This window comes from Actinoplanes italicus, assembly GCF_003001815.1.
GTDB lineage: Bacteria > Actinomycetota > Actinomycetes > Mycobacteriales > Micromonosporaceae > Actinoplanes > Actinoplanes italicus.
On sequence record NZ_PVMZ01000034.1, the window covers coordinates 22,026 to 36,067 of the forward strand.

Annotated in this window: 18 protein-coding genes; 7 read left to right on the forward strand and 11 right to left on the reverse strand. The window is 71.9% G+C overall.

Annotation, left to right across the window (positions count from 1 at the left end):
• Positions 1–71: 71 nt before the first annotated feature.
• The 4 genes from CLV67_RS46500 to CLV67_RS46515 form a co-directional block, all read right to left on the reverse strand.
• On the reverse strand, positions 72–1,220 hold the full coding sequence (locus CLV67_RS46500; RefSeq protein ID WP_106330396.1) for a zinc-binding dehydrogenase: 1,149 nt from the start codon (positions 1,218–1,220) through the stop codon (positions 72–74).
• The gene (locus CLV67_RS46505; protein ID WP_106330397.1) at positions 1,217–2,638 is read right to left on the reverse strand and encodes a flavin-containing monooxygenase; all 1,422 of its coding nucleotides are present in this window, start codon (positions 2,636–2,638) and stop codon (positions 1,217–1,219) included. Before CLV67_RS46505 ends, CLV67_RS46500 begins: the two co-directional genes overlap by 4 nt.
• 25 nt (positions 2,639–2,663) lie before the next feature.
• Positions 2,664–3,692, reverse strand: a complete 1,029-nt coding sequence (locus CLV67_RS46510) for an AraC family transcriptional regulator (RefSeq protein WP_106330398.1) — start codon at positions 3,690–3,692, stop codon at positions 2,664–2,666.
• A gap of 121 nt (positions 3,693–3,813) precedes the next feature.
• Entirely contained in the window at positions 3,814–4,545 is a 732-nt protein-coding gene (locus tag CLV67_RS46515) for a Rossmann-fold NAD(P)-binding domain-containing protein (protein ID WP_106330399.1), read from the reverse strand.
• A gap of 48 nt (positions 4,546–4,593) precedes the next feature.
• On the opposite strand from CLV67_RS46515, the gene CLV67_RS46520 reads away from it, so the two are divergent.
• The gene (locus CLV67_RS46520; protein ID WP_106330400.1) at positions 4,594–4,947 is read left to right on the forward strand and encodes a winged helix-turn-helix transcriptional regulator; all 354 of its coding nucleotides are present in this window, start codon (positions 4,594–4,596) and stop codon (positions 4,945–4,947) included.
• On the opposite strand, the gene CLV67_RS46525 is transcribed toward CLV67_RS46520, so the two are convergent.
• On the reverse strand, positions 4,926–5,717 hold the full coding sequence (locus CLV67_RS46525) for a GNAT family N-acetyltransferase (RefSeq protein WP_106330401.1): 792 nt from the start codon (positions 5,715–5,717) through the stop codon (positions 4,926–4,928). The genes CLV67_RS46520 and CLV67_RS46525 overlap by 22 nt on opposite strands.
• Positions 5,718–5,809: 92 nt before the next feature.
• Between CLV67_RS46525 and CLV67_RS46530 the strand changes: the two genes are divergently transcribed.
• From CLV67_RS46530 to CLV67_RS46545, 4 genes are all read left to right on the forward strand, one after another.
• Entirely contained in the window at positions 5,810–6,571 is a 762-nt protein-coding gene (locus CLV67_RS46530) for an SDR family oxidoreductase (RefSeq protein ID WP_106330402.1), read from the forward strand.
• Positions 6,572–6,649: 78 nt separating this feature from the next.
• On the forward strand, positions 6,650–7,615 hold the full coding sequence (locus tag CLV67_RS46535) for an RNA polymerase subunit sigma-70 (RefSeq protein WP_106330403.1): 966 nt from the start codon (positions 6,650–6,652) through the stop codon (positions 7,613–7,615).
• Positions 7,616–7,621: 6 nt separating this feature from the next.
• Entirely contained in the window at positions 7,622–8,299 is a 678-nt protein-coding gene (locus tag CLV67_RS46540; protein ID WP_106330404.1) for a DUF6069 family protein, read from the forward strand.
• Positions 8,300–8,434: 135 nt separating this feature from the next.
• The gene (locus tag CLV67_RS46545; RefSeq protein ID WP_239166791.1) at positions 8,435–8,953 is read left to right on the forward strand and encodes a hypothetical protein; all 519 of its coding nucleotides are present in this window, start codon (positions 8,435–8,437) and stop codon (positions 8,951–8,953) included.
• Positions 8,954–9,030: 77 nt separating this feature from the next.
• Here the strand turns inward: CLV67_RS46545 and CLV67_RS46550 are convergent, their stop codons facing one another.
• Both CLV67_RS46550 and CLV67_RS46555 read right to left on the reverse strand, forming a co-directional pair.
• Positions 9,031–9,459 carry a GNAT family N-acetyltransferase gene (locus CLV67_RS46550; RefSeq protein ID WP_106330405.1) on the reverse strand — a complete coding sequence of 143 codons (429 nt, stop codon included), beginning with the start codon at positions 9,457–9,459 and terminating at the stop codon, positions 9,031–9,033.
• Between the two features lie 86 nt (positions 9,460–9,545).
• On the reverse strand, positions 9,546–10,007 hold the full coding sequence (locus CLV67_RS46555) for a pyridoxamine 5'-phosphate oxidase family protein (RefSeq protein ID WP_170154261.1): 462 nt from the start codon (positions 10,005–10,007) through the stop codon (positions 9,546–9,548).
• 70 nt (positions 10,008–10,077) lie between these two features.
• Between CLV67_RS46555 and CLV67_RS46560 the strand changes: the two genes are divergently transcribed.
• Together CLV67_RS46560 and CLV67_RS46565 are read left to right on the forward strand one after the other, a co-directional pair.
• Positions 10,078–10,536 (forward strand): cupin domain-containing protein, encoded by a 459-nt coding sequence (locus tag CLV67_RS46560; RefSeq protein WP_170154262.1) that lies wholly within the window; start codon positions 10,078–10,080, stop codon positions 10,534–10,536.
• A gap of 16 nt (positions 10,537–10,552) precedes the next feature.
• Positions 10,553–11,554, forward strand: a complete 1,002-nt coding sequence (locus CLV67_RS46565; protein WP_106330408.1) for an NAD(P)H-dependent glycerol-3-phosphate dehydrogenase — start codon at positions 10,553–10,555, stop codon at positions 11,552–11,554.
• Between the two features lie 4 nt (positions 11,555–11,558).
• Here the strand turns inward: CLV67_RS46565 and CLV67_RS52995 are convergent, their stop codons facing one another.
• The 4 genes from CLV67_RS52995 to CLV67_RS46585 form a co-directional block, all read right to left on the reverse strand.
• Positions 11,559–11,849: a hypothetical protein gene (locus CLV67_RS52995; protein ID WP_203737622.1), complete on the reverse strand. Its 291-nt coding sequence runs from the start codon at positions 11,847–11,849 to the stop codon at positions 11,559–11,561.
• A 346-nt stretch (positions 11,850–12,195) separates the two neighbouring features.
• A complete protein-coding gene (locus tag CLV67_RS46575) occupies positions 12,196–12,660 on the reverse strand; it encodes an SRPBCC family protein (protein ID WP_106330409.1) in 465 nt (154 codons plus the stop codon).
• 106 nt (positions 12,661–12,766) lie between these two features.
• Positions 12,767–13,549 (reverse strand): hypothetical protein, encoded by a 783-nt coding sequence (locus CLV67_RS46580; RefSeq protein ID WP_146169590.1) that lies wholly within the window; start codon positions 13,547–13,549, stop codon positions 12,767–12,769.
• A gap of 85 nt (positions 13,550–13,634) precedes the next feature.
• Complete coding sequence (locus CLV67_RS46585) at positions 13,635–14,024, reverse strand: VOC family protein (RefSeq protein WP_106330411.1); 390 nt, start codon at positions 14,022–14,024, stop codon at positions 13,635–13,637.
• Between the last annotated feature and the right edge of the window lie 18 nt (positions 14,025–14,042).

A 14,042-nucleotide genomic window follows, 5' to 3' on the forward strand; every position in this document is an offset into this window, starting at 1 on the left:
AACCGGCGAGCCGCATCGGGGGCATCGGATACGGCTCTCGGGCTCCCCGGGACGGCTGTCCGGCTGAGTCATCATCCTAGCGACGGGTCGATCAGCACCTTGGCCTCTCTGCCCGCGGCGAGGTCCTCGAAGGCCGCGGGCACGTCGTCGAGGCCGACGACCTTGGTGATCAGACGGCGGGCGTCGACCCGGCCACGGGCGATCATGTGCAGGGTCTCGTCGAAGTCGGCCGGGTCGTAGCAGAACGAGAACCGCATCTGCAGTTCCTTGTTGATCGCCATGGTGGGCCGGAACGTGTCGGGGCGCATGCACACGCCGACCACCACGATCGTCGACAGGAACGGGGTGGCCGACACGATCTCCTCGATCACGCCGGGCAGGCCGACGCATTCGAACACGACCGGGCCGCGCGGGCCCGCGCCGAGGCGCTTGGCGACCCGCAGGACCCGGCGCCACGGCACCAGGCGCACGGCCCGCAGCGCGTGCAGCGCCTCGAGGCCCGCGCCGTAGTACTCGGGTGCGCTGGTCACCAGGCCGGGTCGGTCGCCGAGACGCTTCCACGGCGAGTCGGTGGCGGGGTCGACGACCACGTCGGCGCCGCACTGCCGGGCCAGCTCGCGCCGGCCTGGCGAGTAGTCACTGGCCACGACGTGGCGTACGCCCGCGGCTTTGAGCATGAGGATCACCGCGAGCCCGATGGGACCGCAACCGATCACGACGGCCGGGTCTCTGCGGCGAAGGCCGCCCATCCGGACGGCGTGGCGGGCGACGGCGAGCGGTTCGGTCAAAGCCGCAAGATCAGGATCAAGGCCATGGGGTACGGGCAGGAGCGCGTCCTCGTCGGCGAGGACGTACTCGGCGTAGCCGCCCGGTGCGGCCTCGGACAGCCCGGTCATGTGCACCTCGCCGTCGACCCGGAGCAGCGGCAACGTCACGACCTGGCTGCCGGCCCTCCACCGCGCCCGGCAACCCGGCCCGTAGGAGACGATCTCGCCGGTGAACTCGTGACCCATGACGACCGAGTGTTCGCGGCGCATGAAATGCGGGTAGCCGACCTCGGCGGCGATGTCGGCACTGCCGTCGGCCTCGACACGCACGTGCAGGTCGGAGCCGCAGATCCCGGTGCGCAGCACCTTCAGCAGCACCTGACCCCGGCCGGGCGCCGGAGTGGGCATCTCGACGACGGACAGGACGGTGTCGTGCACGGTCACGGCTCTCATCGGTACACCAGTCCGTTCGTGAGGTCGGCGCGGTTGGTGGCGCGGGCGTCGGCCATCACGTCCTGCCGGATCGCCCACGGATACCGTGCGGTGGCCCGGGGCATGAGGTGCGCGGCCCGCCGCAGGTAACCGGACTGCATGTCCATGAACGGGAACGTCTCGCCGAGATCGCCGGGCGCGATCGGTTCGACGACGGTCCGGCCGGTGTCGCCCATGTGCTTCAGGATCCGGGCGATGAGCCGGGCGGTCATGTCGGAGCGGACCGTCCACGACAGGTTGATGTATCCGATGCAGACGCCGAGGTTGGGCAGGCCGCTGAGCAGCGCGCCGTGCCAGGCGACACTGCCCGGCAGGTCGACCGGTTCGCCGTCGCGGCGGATGTCGGCGCCGCCGAGCAGCTTGAGGCGCAGCCCGGTGGCGGTGACGATGATGTCGGCCTCGAGGATGCGGCCGTCCTTGAGCTGTACGCCCTCGGGCACGTACCGGTCGATCTCGGCGGTGACGACCGACGCCGAACCGTCGCGGACCGCGGTGAACAGGTCGCCGTCGGGCACGATGCACAGCCGCTGGTCCCAAGGGGCGTACGGCGGTGCGAAGTCACGGTCGGCGATGGCCTCCGACCCGGTTCCGGCGATGACACCCTTGCGCAGCAGGGCCCGCATCCGGTCCGGGAAGCGCCGGGACGCGCGGTAGAGCAGCCACTGCATGGTGATGTTCTTGGCGCGGGCGATCCGGTGGGCGGGCCCGGCCGGCAGGATCCGGCGCAGCCAGTCGGCGATGACGTCGCGGCGTGGCTGGGCGAGCACGTACGTGGGGGTGCGCTGCAGCATGGTGACGTGCGCGGCGTCGCGGGCCATGGCGGGCACGACGGTGACCGCGGTGGCGCCGGAGCCGATCACCACGACGCGGCGGCCGGAGTGGTCGAGGTCGGCGGGCCAGAACTGCGGATGCACGAGCTGCCCGGCGAAGTCACCCTTGATCTCGGGGTCGTGCGGGTCGTCGTAGTCGTAGTAGCCGGTGCAGAAGACCAGGAAGCTGGCGACGTGTTCGCCCTGGTCGGTGCTGACGTGCCAGCGGGAGTCGGCCGTCGACCAGTCGGCGCCGGTGACGCGCGTGCCGTACGAGATGATCTTGTCAATGCCGGTCTCGCGAGCCGTGTCGGTGATGTAGTCGCGGATCCGGTCGCCGTCGACGATCGACTCCGCGCCGCGCCACGGCCGGAACGGGAAGGACAAAGTGAAGAAGTCGGAGTCGGAGCGGACGCCGGGATAGCGGAACAGGTCCCAGGTCCCGGCCATCGCGTCGCGGGCCTCGAGAATGCGCACGGTCAGGTCGGGGCGGGCCTGCCGGACGCGGTGGGCGACGTTGATCCCGGAGATTCCGGCACCGACGACGAGCACATCGGTGGTCTGTGCCATCGCGCCTCCTTCACGTTGAGACCTCTCAGTGTGGGATCGCCACCGCCCGCCGGTCTTGACCCGGGACGACAACCTCACCGCGGATGCTGCGCGGGGCGGCACCCCACCAGCGGTGGCAGGCGCGGGTGAGGGTGGCCTGCTCGGCGAACCCGATCCGGGCCGACACCTCCTGCAGCGGCATGGTGGTCTCGGCGAGCAGGTGACGGGCCTCGTCGCGGCGGACGCCGTCGACCAGTGCCGCGAACCCGATGCCGTGGCCGTCGAGGCGGCGTTGCAGGGTCCGCGGGTGCATGGCCAGCGCCCCGGCCACGGCGGTCAGCGACACCGGGCCGCAGCGGAGCAACTCGCGGACCCGGCCCAGGACGTCGGCGTCGGACGGGGACAGCACGGTCAGTGAGGCCTCGGCGCGGCGGTGCAGGCCGGCGTCGGCCCCGGCGATCGGCATCCGGAACACCTCGTCGCGGACCCGCAGCGTGCAGGCGGCGCCGCCGGCGGTGACGGGAACGCCGAAGAACCGCTCGTAGGTGGCCAGGGACGCGTGCGGCCGGTAGCCGAGGCGGACGTCGAGCAGGCCGTACCCGTCACCGAGCAGCAGGCACATGGCCCGGTGCAGGAAGCCGAGCCCGGCGTCCATGAGGTGCACCAGCGGTGGCCCGCCGGTGTTCCAGGCGAGCCCGATCGCGGCGACGCCGGGCTGCCCGAGCGGGTCGGGCACGGCGGTCAGGTGCAGCGCGTCGGCGTGGACGGCCAGGTAGCGCACGGCCGAGCGCAGCGCGTCGGCACCTGTCGGCGAGTTGGCCAGCAGTGCGGCGACCGGGCCGAGCATGCCGAGGTCGTGCTCGGCGGCCATCCGCAGGCCCAGGTCGGGCAGGCCGAGCTCGCGGGCGGCGTGGTCGAGCAGCCGGGCCAGGCGGTGGTCGGCGACCGGGATGTCGTCGTGGTCGAGGACGGCCGGGTTCAGGCCGACCGCGCGGACCAGCGCGGCCGGCTCAGTGCCGCGTCGCCCGGCGATCGCCGCCAGGCCGCGGATCCCCGCCGATCGTGTCGTCGCCATCCGATCCTCCCGCTCCGGAGCCTCCCGCGCCGGGACCCGCCGCAAGACCCGCAAGATACAGCCGGGACCGCTCGGTGAGCATCAGCCGTGGGTCGATGCCCTGTTCTCTGGCGAGCCGGTGTCATTTCTGGGTGGCCTGCATCAGGTCGTAGAAGCGGGCGGCGTCGGCCGGATCCGGGAGCGGCACCGGCCTGCCCCGGCGCAGCGCGGTCAGCGGCGCCGACGGCGGCTCCTCCAGCACTTCGGCCAGGGGTGTCGCGGCCTTCGCGGGTGACGTCCCGAACAGCGCCGCGGACACACCGATCACCGAACGCAGCGGCTGGTCGAAGTAGCGGTGCATGCCGCTGTTCACGAACAGCGGGTTGTACAGCACGTACCGGACCGGACTGCCCGGATACCGCTGCGCGAACCCCGCTCCGAGCAGGTCGTTCGCCCGCGCGCCCTGCATGGTCATGGTCAGCAGCGAATAGCCGCCGGTCAGCTGCGGGTCGTCCCAGTGGATCCGTCCCGCCCGGATGCCGCCGACCCCGCACAGGTTCAGGATCACCGGTCGCGGTGCGCGTTCCAGAGCCGGACGCAGTCCGTCGGCCAGCAGATACTTGGCCACGACCCCGATCGCCCAGGTCCGTTCCAGGCCCTCGCCGGTGACGATCCGCCGCGAGGAGAACCGGCCTGCCGACAGGACCAGGGCGTCGATCCGCTCCGGCAGCCGGCCGATCAGGGCCCTGGTGTCCTTCATCGACGACAGGTCGGCGTCGGCGCTGCCGAGCGCCACGACGTTCCAGCCGGTCAGCCTGTCGGCGAGGGCCCGGCCGATTCCGCGGGTGCCACCCGCGATCACCACAGTGCGCATACTGGGATCGTCTGTCCGCCCGGCCTGCCCGCGAAAGAAGGCACATCCATGTCACCGGTCCTGCCGCTGCCCGTGACCACGGCCGAACGCGAGACGTGCGCGGCCACCGACATCCTCCGGATGGTCGGCGAGAAGTGGAGCGTCCTGGTCCTGGTCATCCTCCGCGACGGCGGCCCGTCCGGGTTCAACCGACTCGATCGTACGATCGAAGGCCTCTCCCGCCGCATCCTGACGCGCACGCTGCGCAACCTGGAGTCCCACGGCCTGATCAGCCGCGAGGAGACCCCTCAGCACGTCGAGTACGCGATCACCGACGCCGGCCGCTCCCTGCTCCCCCTGATCATCGCGGTCGGCGAGTGGGCGATCGAGCACGCGGCCCGTCAGGCGAGCGGCTTGCGATAGCGGTGGTGCCGGGAGACGACCCGGAACCCGAACCGCTCGTACAGGCTGCGCGCCCCGGCCGGGTCGTGCCCCTCGGTCCGCAGCCTCGCCGGGCCGCCGAGCCTCTCCAGCGCCCGGGCGAGCAGCGCCGACGCCAGGCCGCGACGCTGGAAGTCCGGGTCCACGGCCACGTCCTCGATCTCGTCACCGGAGACCGCGACGAACCCGGCGACCCGCTCCCCCGCGGTCGCCACCAGGAACGACGCCCGGTCCGAGCGTTCCAGCCAGGACCGCAGTCGCTCCTCCGAAGGCAGGACGATGAACGGGCGCCCGGCCCAGGCCCGCTCGGCGAGCCGCCGCCACGCCCCGGCGTCGTCGACGGTCGCGGTCCGCACCTCGAACCCGGCGGGCATCGGCCTCCGCGGTACGGGTGACGCCTCCCGCCACATCCACACCATCGTGAAGGTCCGCCGATAGCCACGCCCGGCCAGCAGCGCCATCCGATCGTCCTGCCCGTCGTCGGCGTTGCCGCCGAGCATCACCGTCGCGGTAACCCCACGCTCCGCGACCAGCCGGGCCGCGGCCGTCTCGGTCGCGTCCAGCAACCGCCCGCCGAGCCCGCGCCGCCGATCCGACGGCCGCACCTCACCCTGGGTGAGATACAGGTGGACGCCGTCGTCCTCGGTCCACGACCGCAGCGCCGCCCAGCCCGCGACCGTGCCGTCCGGCGCCTCGGCGACCAGCGACCACTCCGCGCCGTCCCGCCGTGCCGGCCGCAACACGTAGTCCATGCACCGGAGTCAATCAGAATCCGGGACCGGCCGGTCCCGGATCCACGCCGCGACGGCTGTCACATTCGCGCGCGCCCACTCGTCCTGTGGATATGAATCGCATCCTCGTCACCGGTTCGACCGGCGCCCTCGGCCGCCCGGTGGCCGACCTCCTGCAGTCCCTCGGCGCCGAGGTCCGCGGCCTCAGCCGGCGTGCCGGACAGGCCTCCCACCAGGGCGACCTCGTCACCGGCGCCGGACTCGACGCGGCCCTCGACGGCGTCGGCACGATCGTGCACTGCGCCAGCGACACCCGCGCCCAGGGCAAGACCGACGTTCAGAGCACCCGGCACCTGCTCGACGCGGCCGCCCGCGCCGGCCACCCGCACGTGATCTTCGTGTCGATCGTCGGCGTGGACCGGATCCCGTTCCCGTACTACCGCGTCAAGTTCGAGGTCGAGGGCCTGATCGAGGCGTACGGCGGCACCACCCTGCGGGCCACCCAGTTCCACGACTTCGTCCTCGGCGGTGCGCGCCTCGCCGCCAGACTGCCGTTCGTGCCGGCCCCGGACGTACCGGTCCAGCCGATCTCGACCCACGACGTCGCGGCCCGCATCGCCGAACTCGCCGACGCCCCGCCCGCCGCCGGACGCGTCGCCGACCTGGGCGGACCCGAGGTGCTGCACACGCCGGACCTGTTCCGCTCCTACCTTCAGACGATCGGCAGCCGCAGGCGGGTGGTCCCGGTCCGCCTGCCCGGCGCCGCCTTCCGCGCCTTCCGGCAGGGCCATCACCTGGCGCCCGGCAATCCCTCTTCCGGTGAGCGGTGGTCCGGATTCCTCGAATCCCTTTCCGGTACGCCCACCGAGCGCTGAGTCCACGCGGTGTGATGAGTTTCCGCGGCCGCGCCCGTCATACGTGCGAAGGGACACGACGAGACGGAGGATGACGTGATGGGTGCGGACACGCGGATCGAGGAGCCGGCGTTCTCGGGCATGGCCGAGCGCCACCGGCGGGAGCTGCACGTGCACTGCTACCGGATGCTCGGCTCGTTCGAGGACGCCGAGGACACCGTGCAGGAGACGTTCCTGCGGGCCTGGCGCAAGCGCGACACGTTCCAGGGCCGGTCCACGTTCCGTGCCTGGCTCTACCGGATCGCCACCAACGCCTGCCTCGACTTCCTCGCCAAGCACCGCCCCGAACCGGCGACCGGCGGCGAGGCGGTGTGGCTGCAGCCGTACCCGGACCGGCTGCTCGACGAGCTGCCGGCCGGGGACGCGGACGAGCCGGAGAGCATGGCCGTCGCACGGGAGACGATCGAGCTGGCGTACCTGGTGGCCGTCCAGCATCTCGCCCCGCGCCCACGGGCCGTGCTGATCCTGCGCGACGTGCTCGGCTGGCCGGCGAAGGAGGTCGCGGAGCTGCTCGGCGACTCCGTCAACTCGGTCAACAGCGCCCTGCAGCGGGCCCGCGCCGGTATGCGCGAGCACCTGCCCGCCGAGCGGCAGGACTGGACCGGCGGCGAGGACGACTCCGGGACACGCGAGCTGGTGCGCCGCTTCACCGAGGCGAGCGTGACCACCGACATCACAGCGATCACCACGATGCTGCGCGACGACGTCCGCTTCTCGATGCCGCCGCTGCCGGGCCTGTACGTCGGCCGCGACGCGGTCGTGAACAACTGGATCGAGGACGGCTTCGAGAGCATGACCGGCCTGCGGACCGTCCTCACCTCCGCGAACCGGCAACCGGCCGTCGCCGCCTACCACTGGCGCGAGCGCGAGGGTGTGTACCTGCCGCTCACGATCGACGTCCTGCGCATCAGCGGAGGGGCCATCACCGAGGTCACCATCTTCCACGCCGACCGGTTCCCGAGCCTCGGCCTCCCGGAACGCCTGCCGGCCGACGGCACCGAGTAGCCCGGCGTGCGGACGCTCGCGCTGCCCGGCGGCGCGCGAGTCGAGGTGGTCGCCGCCGAATGGCGCCACGCGTTCGCCGTCGTCACCCGCGGCCGTGTGCAGCTGGAGCTGCGCGACGGCCGGCCCGGACCCGTCCTCGGACGCGACGCCGCGTTCTGGCTCCACGGCACCGGCGTCCGAGCCTTGCGCAACCCCGGCCGTCGTACCGCGACGGTCCACATCGTCACGCCCGGAATCCTGGAGGAAACCATGACCAGCACCGATGACACCGCCGTCGCCGTCCCGGCCGCGGCCCGTACCCGCCGGTTCCCGCGCCTCGCCGGCACCGGCCTCCTCGCGACCCTCGCCGCGATGGTCCTCACCACCGCCGCTGCCGCCCTGGCCGGTGCCGCGGGTGCCGACTTCGAGATCCCCGACGGCGGCGAGACGATCCCGCTGCCCGGCTTCGCCGTGATGACCGGCCTCTTCTCACTCGTCGGCGTCGTCATCGCCGCGGCGCTGCTGCGCTGGAGCCCCCGCCCCGCCGTCCACTTCCGCTGGACGGCCGTGACACTGACCGTGCTCTCGTTCGTGCCGTCCGCGCTCTCCGGAGCCACCACGACCACGGTCCTGGCGCTGATCGCCCTGCACGTCGTCGCCGCCGCGGTCATGATCCCCGCTCTGACCCGCAGCCTCTCGTCGTGACCCCGAGCCCGCCGGCCGTACCCCAGGCCGGGAATGCGTGCCGGAATCGGTGTCCTCCGGTTTCCGAGGCACGGCCGGCGGTCCGGTCGCGGAAATCCGGTGGCCCCGCGGACCGGCGGTACGCCATGGTGAGCCGTGATCACCATCCAGCGGGTGCGCGTGCGGTGGAGCGCCTCGGGTCGCGGCGCCGCCGAGGCGAACGCCCGTCGCGGACTGTCCGTTCCGGTGCGGCTGCCGTCGGAACTGCCGGACGCCGGCGTGGTGCTTCACGACGTGATCGCCGACGAGGCCACCGGCTACACGCGGACCGAACGGTTACGTGGCGGCGGGACCGAGGTGTCCCATCAGGTCGGCCTGTGGATCGACAGAGACGGCGACGTGCTGACGGTCGACCGGTTGCCCGGCTTCACGGTCTTCCCGTACCCGAGCGGATCGGACCGGCTGTTCCGGCTGCGTCCGCGGCAGCTCGGCCAGTACCGCGCCAACTTCCGGTCCGCCGGTTCCTGCTGCGGGCTGACCTGGCACTACGAGGACTGGCTGATCCGGGTCGGGCACACCATGGTGCGGCCCGAGGAGTTCGACCGGCGCCGACCGTCCCGCGACGTCGACCATCGGCGCCACCTCTACGGCGGGCGGAGACGGCGTGAGCCTTGACATCGCGGTGTGGGTGCCCGTCGACAGCGCCTATGCCGGGCGGAAGGTCCAGCGTTCCCGGGCGATCGGCGGCGGCGTCATCGTGTGGTGGCCGCCGGTTCCCAGATCAGCATCTGGCGGTGGTGGGCGAAACCGGTCCGCAGGTAGAAGTCGACCGCCCGGCGCCCGGAGTGGACCGTCACGTGCAGAAGCCCGCGCCGGCGGGCCTCGGCGAGGATCGCGTCCATCAGAGCGGCGCCGATGCCCCGCTCGCGGTGCTCCTCCCGGACCATGACGGACTGGACGTCGCCGTACTGCCGCTCGAACGACCCGTTCCCCGGCACCCGATCGGCGATCAGCAGCCAGGCGCACCCGACCACGACACCGTCCACCTCGGCGACGAACGGCAGATGCGTGTCCCGGTGCGAGGCGATCCATGCGGCGTACGCCTGAAGGTCGTCGGGCCCGATGTCCCGCAGTTCCGCGAGAACCGCTGTATCCGCCGCACCGGCGAGCCGAACGATCACGCCGCGGAGTATAGGCGCGGGAGCCCGCAGCCGGAGTGCACGGTGAGGTCCCACAACGGTGCCCGGATCCTGACTCGGGAAGCTCTCTATGCGCGGGCGGGGTCGGCCGGAACTCGGCTGTCGTGGTCGTCGAGGACGTAGCAGGCCGTCGCGCGGGCCCGGTAGAGGCGGAACTCGGCCGGGGACACCACATCGGCGACCGCCCAGGCACGGCCGCCGGCGGCGACCGAGCGCGCCGAGTACACCGCGAGCGCCGGCTCCAGGTCGGCGTCCGGGACCTGCCCCGCGACCGCCTCGATGTAGACCGCCTGGCCCTGGCTGATCGGCACGGTCGAGTCGAAGACCGTGATCCCGACGTCCGGGCGGGTCGCGATGTTGGCCGAGTGCCTGGTCGACGGGCGTGACAGCCAGAAGAAGTCGGTGTACCGGTCGGCGGCGAACCACAGCGGCGTCGCCCAAGGCCTGCCGCCGGCGTCGGCGGTGGCCAGCGTCAGGTAGCCGTTGGCGTCGATGATCTGTCGGGCGATCGCGGCGAAGTCGTCGGTCATCAACCATTTATAGACGCGGTTCGCGCACATTGCTGGCCATGGCCGTACGGTGATGGAAAGATCGGATTTTGTGGTCGATCCGGTGAAGAAGGCGTTGCTGCGCCGTCCCGATGAGGGCGAAATGATCCGGGTCGGCGGAGTGGACCACCTCTTCAAACTGACCGGCGCCGACACCGGCGGGCGGTTCGCGATGGAGGAGTTCACACTCGCGCCGGGGATCGTCGGCGCCCGGCCGCACGTTCATCACGGCCACGACGAATACTTCTACGTTCTCGAGGGCGAACTCACCGTTCATGACGGCGAGGGCGAGGTCACCGCCGGGCCGGGGCATTCCCTCTCGGCGGTACGGGGTGCGCCGCACGGCTATCGCAATGCCGGCGACTCCCCGGTCCGTGGATTGTGCCTGTACACGCCGGCCGGTTATGAGGACTATTTCCGCCAGGTCCACGCGGCCGTCGACGCCGGTGCGGAACTGACCGAGTCGCTGCTCGCCGAGTTCCGCAGCCGTTTCCGTACCACTCCATTCTGACGCGACAAGGGGAATCATGCGCATCACCGTGCTGGGTGCGGGTTCGTGGGGCACGACCGTCGCGTCGGTGCTCACCCGCCGCGACCACGAGTCGCTCATCTGGGCGCGCAACCCGGAGACCGCCGACGAGATCAACGCCAAGCACAGCAACGAGCGGTATCTCGCCGGGTTCCCCCTTCCCGCGCGGCTGCGGGCCACGTCGGATCTCGCCGAGGCGGCGGCCCACGCGGAACTGCTGGTCGTCGGTGTGCCGACGGGCGCTTTCCGGGACACCCTCGAGCGGGTAGGCCCGGATCTGCACCCGTGGATCCCGGTGGTGAGCCTCAGCAAGGGCCTGGAACGGGACTCGCTGCTGCGGATGACCGAGGTGATCAAGCAGGTGCTGCCCGGCCATCCCGCGGCCTCCCTGACCGGCCCCAACCTCGCCAAGGAGATCATGGCCGGGATGGCGGCGGCCACCGTCATCGCCACCGAGGACCTGACCGTCGCCACCGAGATCCAGCGCGTGTTCCGGCGCGGCCTGCTGCGCGTCTACACCAACCACGACGTGATCGGCTGCGAGGTCGGCGGCGCGCTGAAGAACGTGGTCGCGATCGCCACCGGCATCGCGCAGGGCCTGGGCGTCGGCGACAACACCCGCGCCGGGGTGATCTCACGCGGTCTCGCCGAACTCACCACGCTCGCGGTCGCGATGGGCGGCGAACCCAGCACGCTGGCCGGGCTGGCGGGCATGGGCGACCTGGTGGCGACGTGCATCAGCCCGCACAGCCGCAACCGGCACGTCGGCGAGCAGCTCGGCCGCGGCCGCACCCTCGACGACATCCTCGCCGAGATGGGACAGGTCGCCGAGGGCGTCAAGACGGTGCACGCGGCGGTTCAGCTCGCCGACCGGCACGACTTGGCAATGCCCATCACGCGTACGATCCATCGCGTCGTCACCGGCGACATCACCGCCGAGCGCGCCTACGACGGCCTGCTGCGAACCCACCCGGCCGGCCACGAGTCCGAACCCGGCTGACCCGTCACTCCCCCAGCAGGCCGACCAGGACCCGTGACACCGTGTCCTCGAAGTCCGGGGCCGGGGCCGGTGGAGCGCCGGTCAACGCCGCGGTCAGGTGGGGGTGCCGGCCCGCCGCGACCGCGTGGGCCAGGTAGGCGACCTGTCCCGGACCGGAGCCGGCTTCAGCATGGCCTCGTTCGACGGCCGCGACTCCGGCGGCTCCACCCACTTCGACGATGTCCCGGTCGGCGACCCGGTAACCGCGTTGTTCCGCCGCCGGCCGCCCGCCTACACCGCCGAGGACATGGCCCACCCTGGTCCTGCAGGGTGAGCAGGACCCGCTGGGCCGCCCCGCCGCCGGGCGCCGCATCGCCGCGTCGGTGCCGGACGCCTGCTACGTCGAGCTGCCCGGCGTCGGGCACGCCCTGCCCCGGAGATCTGGCCCACGGTGGCACGCGAGATCCGCAACCATGCCGGATAGCGGCGGAACCACCCGGACCGCCATTCATCTCCGTACCTTCTCAATGCCTCGCCGGGTGGCCGGGACGCAGACACCTCCCGGAATCTGGGCCGGGCCGCCCCTCAGCGGTCACGTCGGACAGGGGACCCACATGCCCGACAGCCGATCGCCCAGCTGAGATGACCGGGCAGCACCCGCCTCACGGGTCCCGGCGGCCGGCGGTTTCGGCCAGACGCTTGATGTGAGTGGCACGGCGGATCAAGAGGCGCTTGAGGTACGGCGCGAGCAGCAGTCGGGTCACGATCGCACCCAGGGGACCGCCGGGGGCACGGATCGCCATGCGATCGACCATCCGGGTGCGGCCGTTCCCGAGGTCCTCGAAGTTGTGCTCGTGGCGCATTTCCCGGAACGGTCCGCGGGTCTGTTCGTCGACGAAATGCGCCGGACGGTCGTACGCGGTGACCTGGCTCGTCATGCGCCATTTCACGCCGAAATGGCTGGCGCGGAATGTCACCTCGTCACCGGGTCCGAGCCGGCGGCGCCCATCGGCAGTCGCCGCGGTCTCCCCGCTACGGGCCAGAGAGTCGGCGTGCACGTCCACGTCGAGTTCCAGGTCGAACACCGTCGCGGTGCCCGCATCGATGATCGTGGCGACTTCGATCATGGCTGGCACGACGACAGCCTAGTCCCGCCCGAGGGTCTACGACTGGGGCGAGGTGTCCGAGAAGAACGCCCGCCGCCGTGACGGGCGGCGGGCGGGACCGAGATGGTCAGGCGTCGGAGGGCAGGAGACGGCGGCCGAACTCGATGGTGTCGAGGTCGCCGTGGAACTGGTCGGTGTCGATGTCGCTCTGGGCGGCGTTGACGCGCTTGCCGCCGATCACCACGTTGCCGCTGGGCAGGATGTCCCGCAGCGGACCGGTCTGCTGCGCGGGCGGCACCACCTGGCGGCCGGTGGCCGGGTCGTGGACGCGGATCTGGAACAGCACCGGCGACAGCCGTACGCACGTCACCCGGTACCAGGTGCCCACGGCCAGCGTGAGGTCGGCGGGAAGAAGCACGAACTCGGTGCCGTCGGACCAGCGGCACGACGGACGACCGCCGTCGACCTGCATCTTCCACTGGCTGAGGCCCGCGCCCGCGGCACCGAACTGGAAGACGTTCTGCCCGGCGGCGCTGGACGGCGGCTCGGTCAGGCGGATGTCGGCGCCGAACACGAACCGGCCCTCCCCCGCGTCACCGGGCACCAGGGTCACCGTGCGAGCGGGGCGGACGATCGCCTGCGGGCAGGGCGCGGTCGTGCAGCTGCCGCCGGGGAACCTCAGGAAGCGGTTGCCGTTCGCCTCCGTCATCGAGGTCACGGCTCCGCCCGTACCGGAGAGGATGTTGCCGTTGAGGTCTTTGCCGCTGCTGTCGGCGACCTGGCCGGAATCGGTGAGATCGCCGAGGTAGCGGAGTTCCAGTTCGCCGGGAGGCGGCGCGGCCGTCGCGGGGGTCGCGGCGGCGAGGGCGGCCGCGCAAGCCGCGCCGATGAGGGTACGCACAAACGTCATACCCGGCAGTGCACCGGAGCGTCCGGCCGGAATCGTGCGTTTCTGTGCGACCGCCGGGCGGATCACCTGACAGGCTGACCCGCTTTCAGTCGAGACAGAACTCGTTGCCCTCGATGTCCTGCATCACGATGCACGATTCGTTCACCCCGTCGGCGATGAGCACCTGGAAGCAGGTCGCGCCGAGCGCTTCGAGGCGGGCGCGCTCGGCCTGCAGCACGGCCAGGCGCTCCTCACCGACCAGTCCGGTGCCGACGCGGACGTCGAGGTGCACCCGGTTCTTGACGACCTTGCCCTCGGGGACGCGCTGGAAGTACAGCCGCGGGCCGTCCCCGGCCGGGTCGACGCAGGCGTACCAGCCCGCCCCGCTCTTCACCGTCTTGGCCGGGACGTAGCCGAGCACCTCGCACCAGAATCGGCCGACCCGCTCAGGGTCGGCGCAGTCGAAGGTGACCTGGAACTGCCTGACCGTCGCCATGCCGTCACCCTAGACCGA

What these genes read in the sequence shown, in the direction of transcription:
- CLV67_RS46565 (WP_106330408.1), top strand. Translation starts at nt 10,553, where the DNA reads ATGCGCATCACCGTGCTGGGTGCGGGTTCGTGGGGCACGACCGTCGCG.
- CLV67_RS46535 (WP_106330403.1), top strand. Translation starts at nt 6,650, where the DNA reads ATGGGTGCGGACACGCGGATCGAGGAGCCGGCGTTCTCGGGCATGGCC.
- CLV67_RS46530 (WP_106330402.1), top strand. Translation starts at nt 5,810, where the DNA reads ATGAATCGCATCCTCGTCACCGGTTCGACCGGCGCCCTCGGCCGCCCG.
- CLV67_RS46505 (WP_106330397.1), bottom strand. Translation starts at nt 2,638, where the DNA reads ATGGCACAGACCACCGATGTGCTCGTCGTCGGTGCCGGAATCTCCGGG.
- CLV67_RS46515 (WP_106330399.1), bottom strand. Translation starts at nt 4,545, where the DNA reads ATGCGCACTGTGGTGATCGCGGGTGGCACCCGCGGAATCGGCCGGGCC.
- CLV67_RS46575 (WP_106330409.1), bottom strand. Translation starts at nt 12,660, where the DNA reads ATGATCGAAGTCGCCACGATCATCGATGCGGGCACCGCGACGGTGTTC.
- CLV67_RS46580 (WP_146169590.1), bottom strand. Translation starts at nt 13,549, where the DNA reads ATGACGTTTGTGCGTACCCTCATCGGCGCGGCTTGCGCGGCCGCCCTC.
- CLV67_RS46500 (WP_106330396.1), bottom strand. Translation starts at nt 1,220, where the DNA reads ATGAGAGCCGTGACCGTGCACGACACCGTCCTGTCCGTCGTCGAGATG.
- CLV67_RS46585 (WP_106330411.1), bottom strand. Translation starts at nt 14,024, where the DNA reads ATGGCGACGGTCAGGCAGTTCCAGGTCACCTTCGACTGCGCCGACCCT.
- CLV67_RS46510 (WP_106330398.1), bottom strand. Translation starts at nt 3,692, where the DNA reads ATGGCGACGACACGATCGGCGGGGATCCGCGGCCTGGCGGCGATCGCC.
- CLV67_RS46520 (WP_106330400.1), top strand. Translation starts at nt 4,594, where the DNA reads ATGTCACCGGTCCTGCCGCTGCCCGTGACCACGGCCGAACGCGAGACG.
- CLV67_RS46555 (WP_170154261.1), bottom strand. Translation starts at nt 10,007, where the DNA reads ATGACCGACGACTTCGCCGCGATCGCCCGACAGATCATCGACGCCAAC.
- CLV67_RS46525 (WP_106330401.1), bottom strand. Translation starts at nt 5,717, where the DNA reads ATGGACTACGTGTTGCGGCCGGCACGGCGGGACGGCGCGGAGTGGTCG.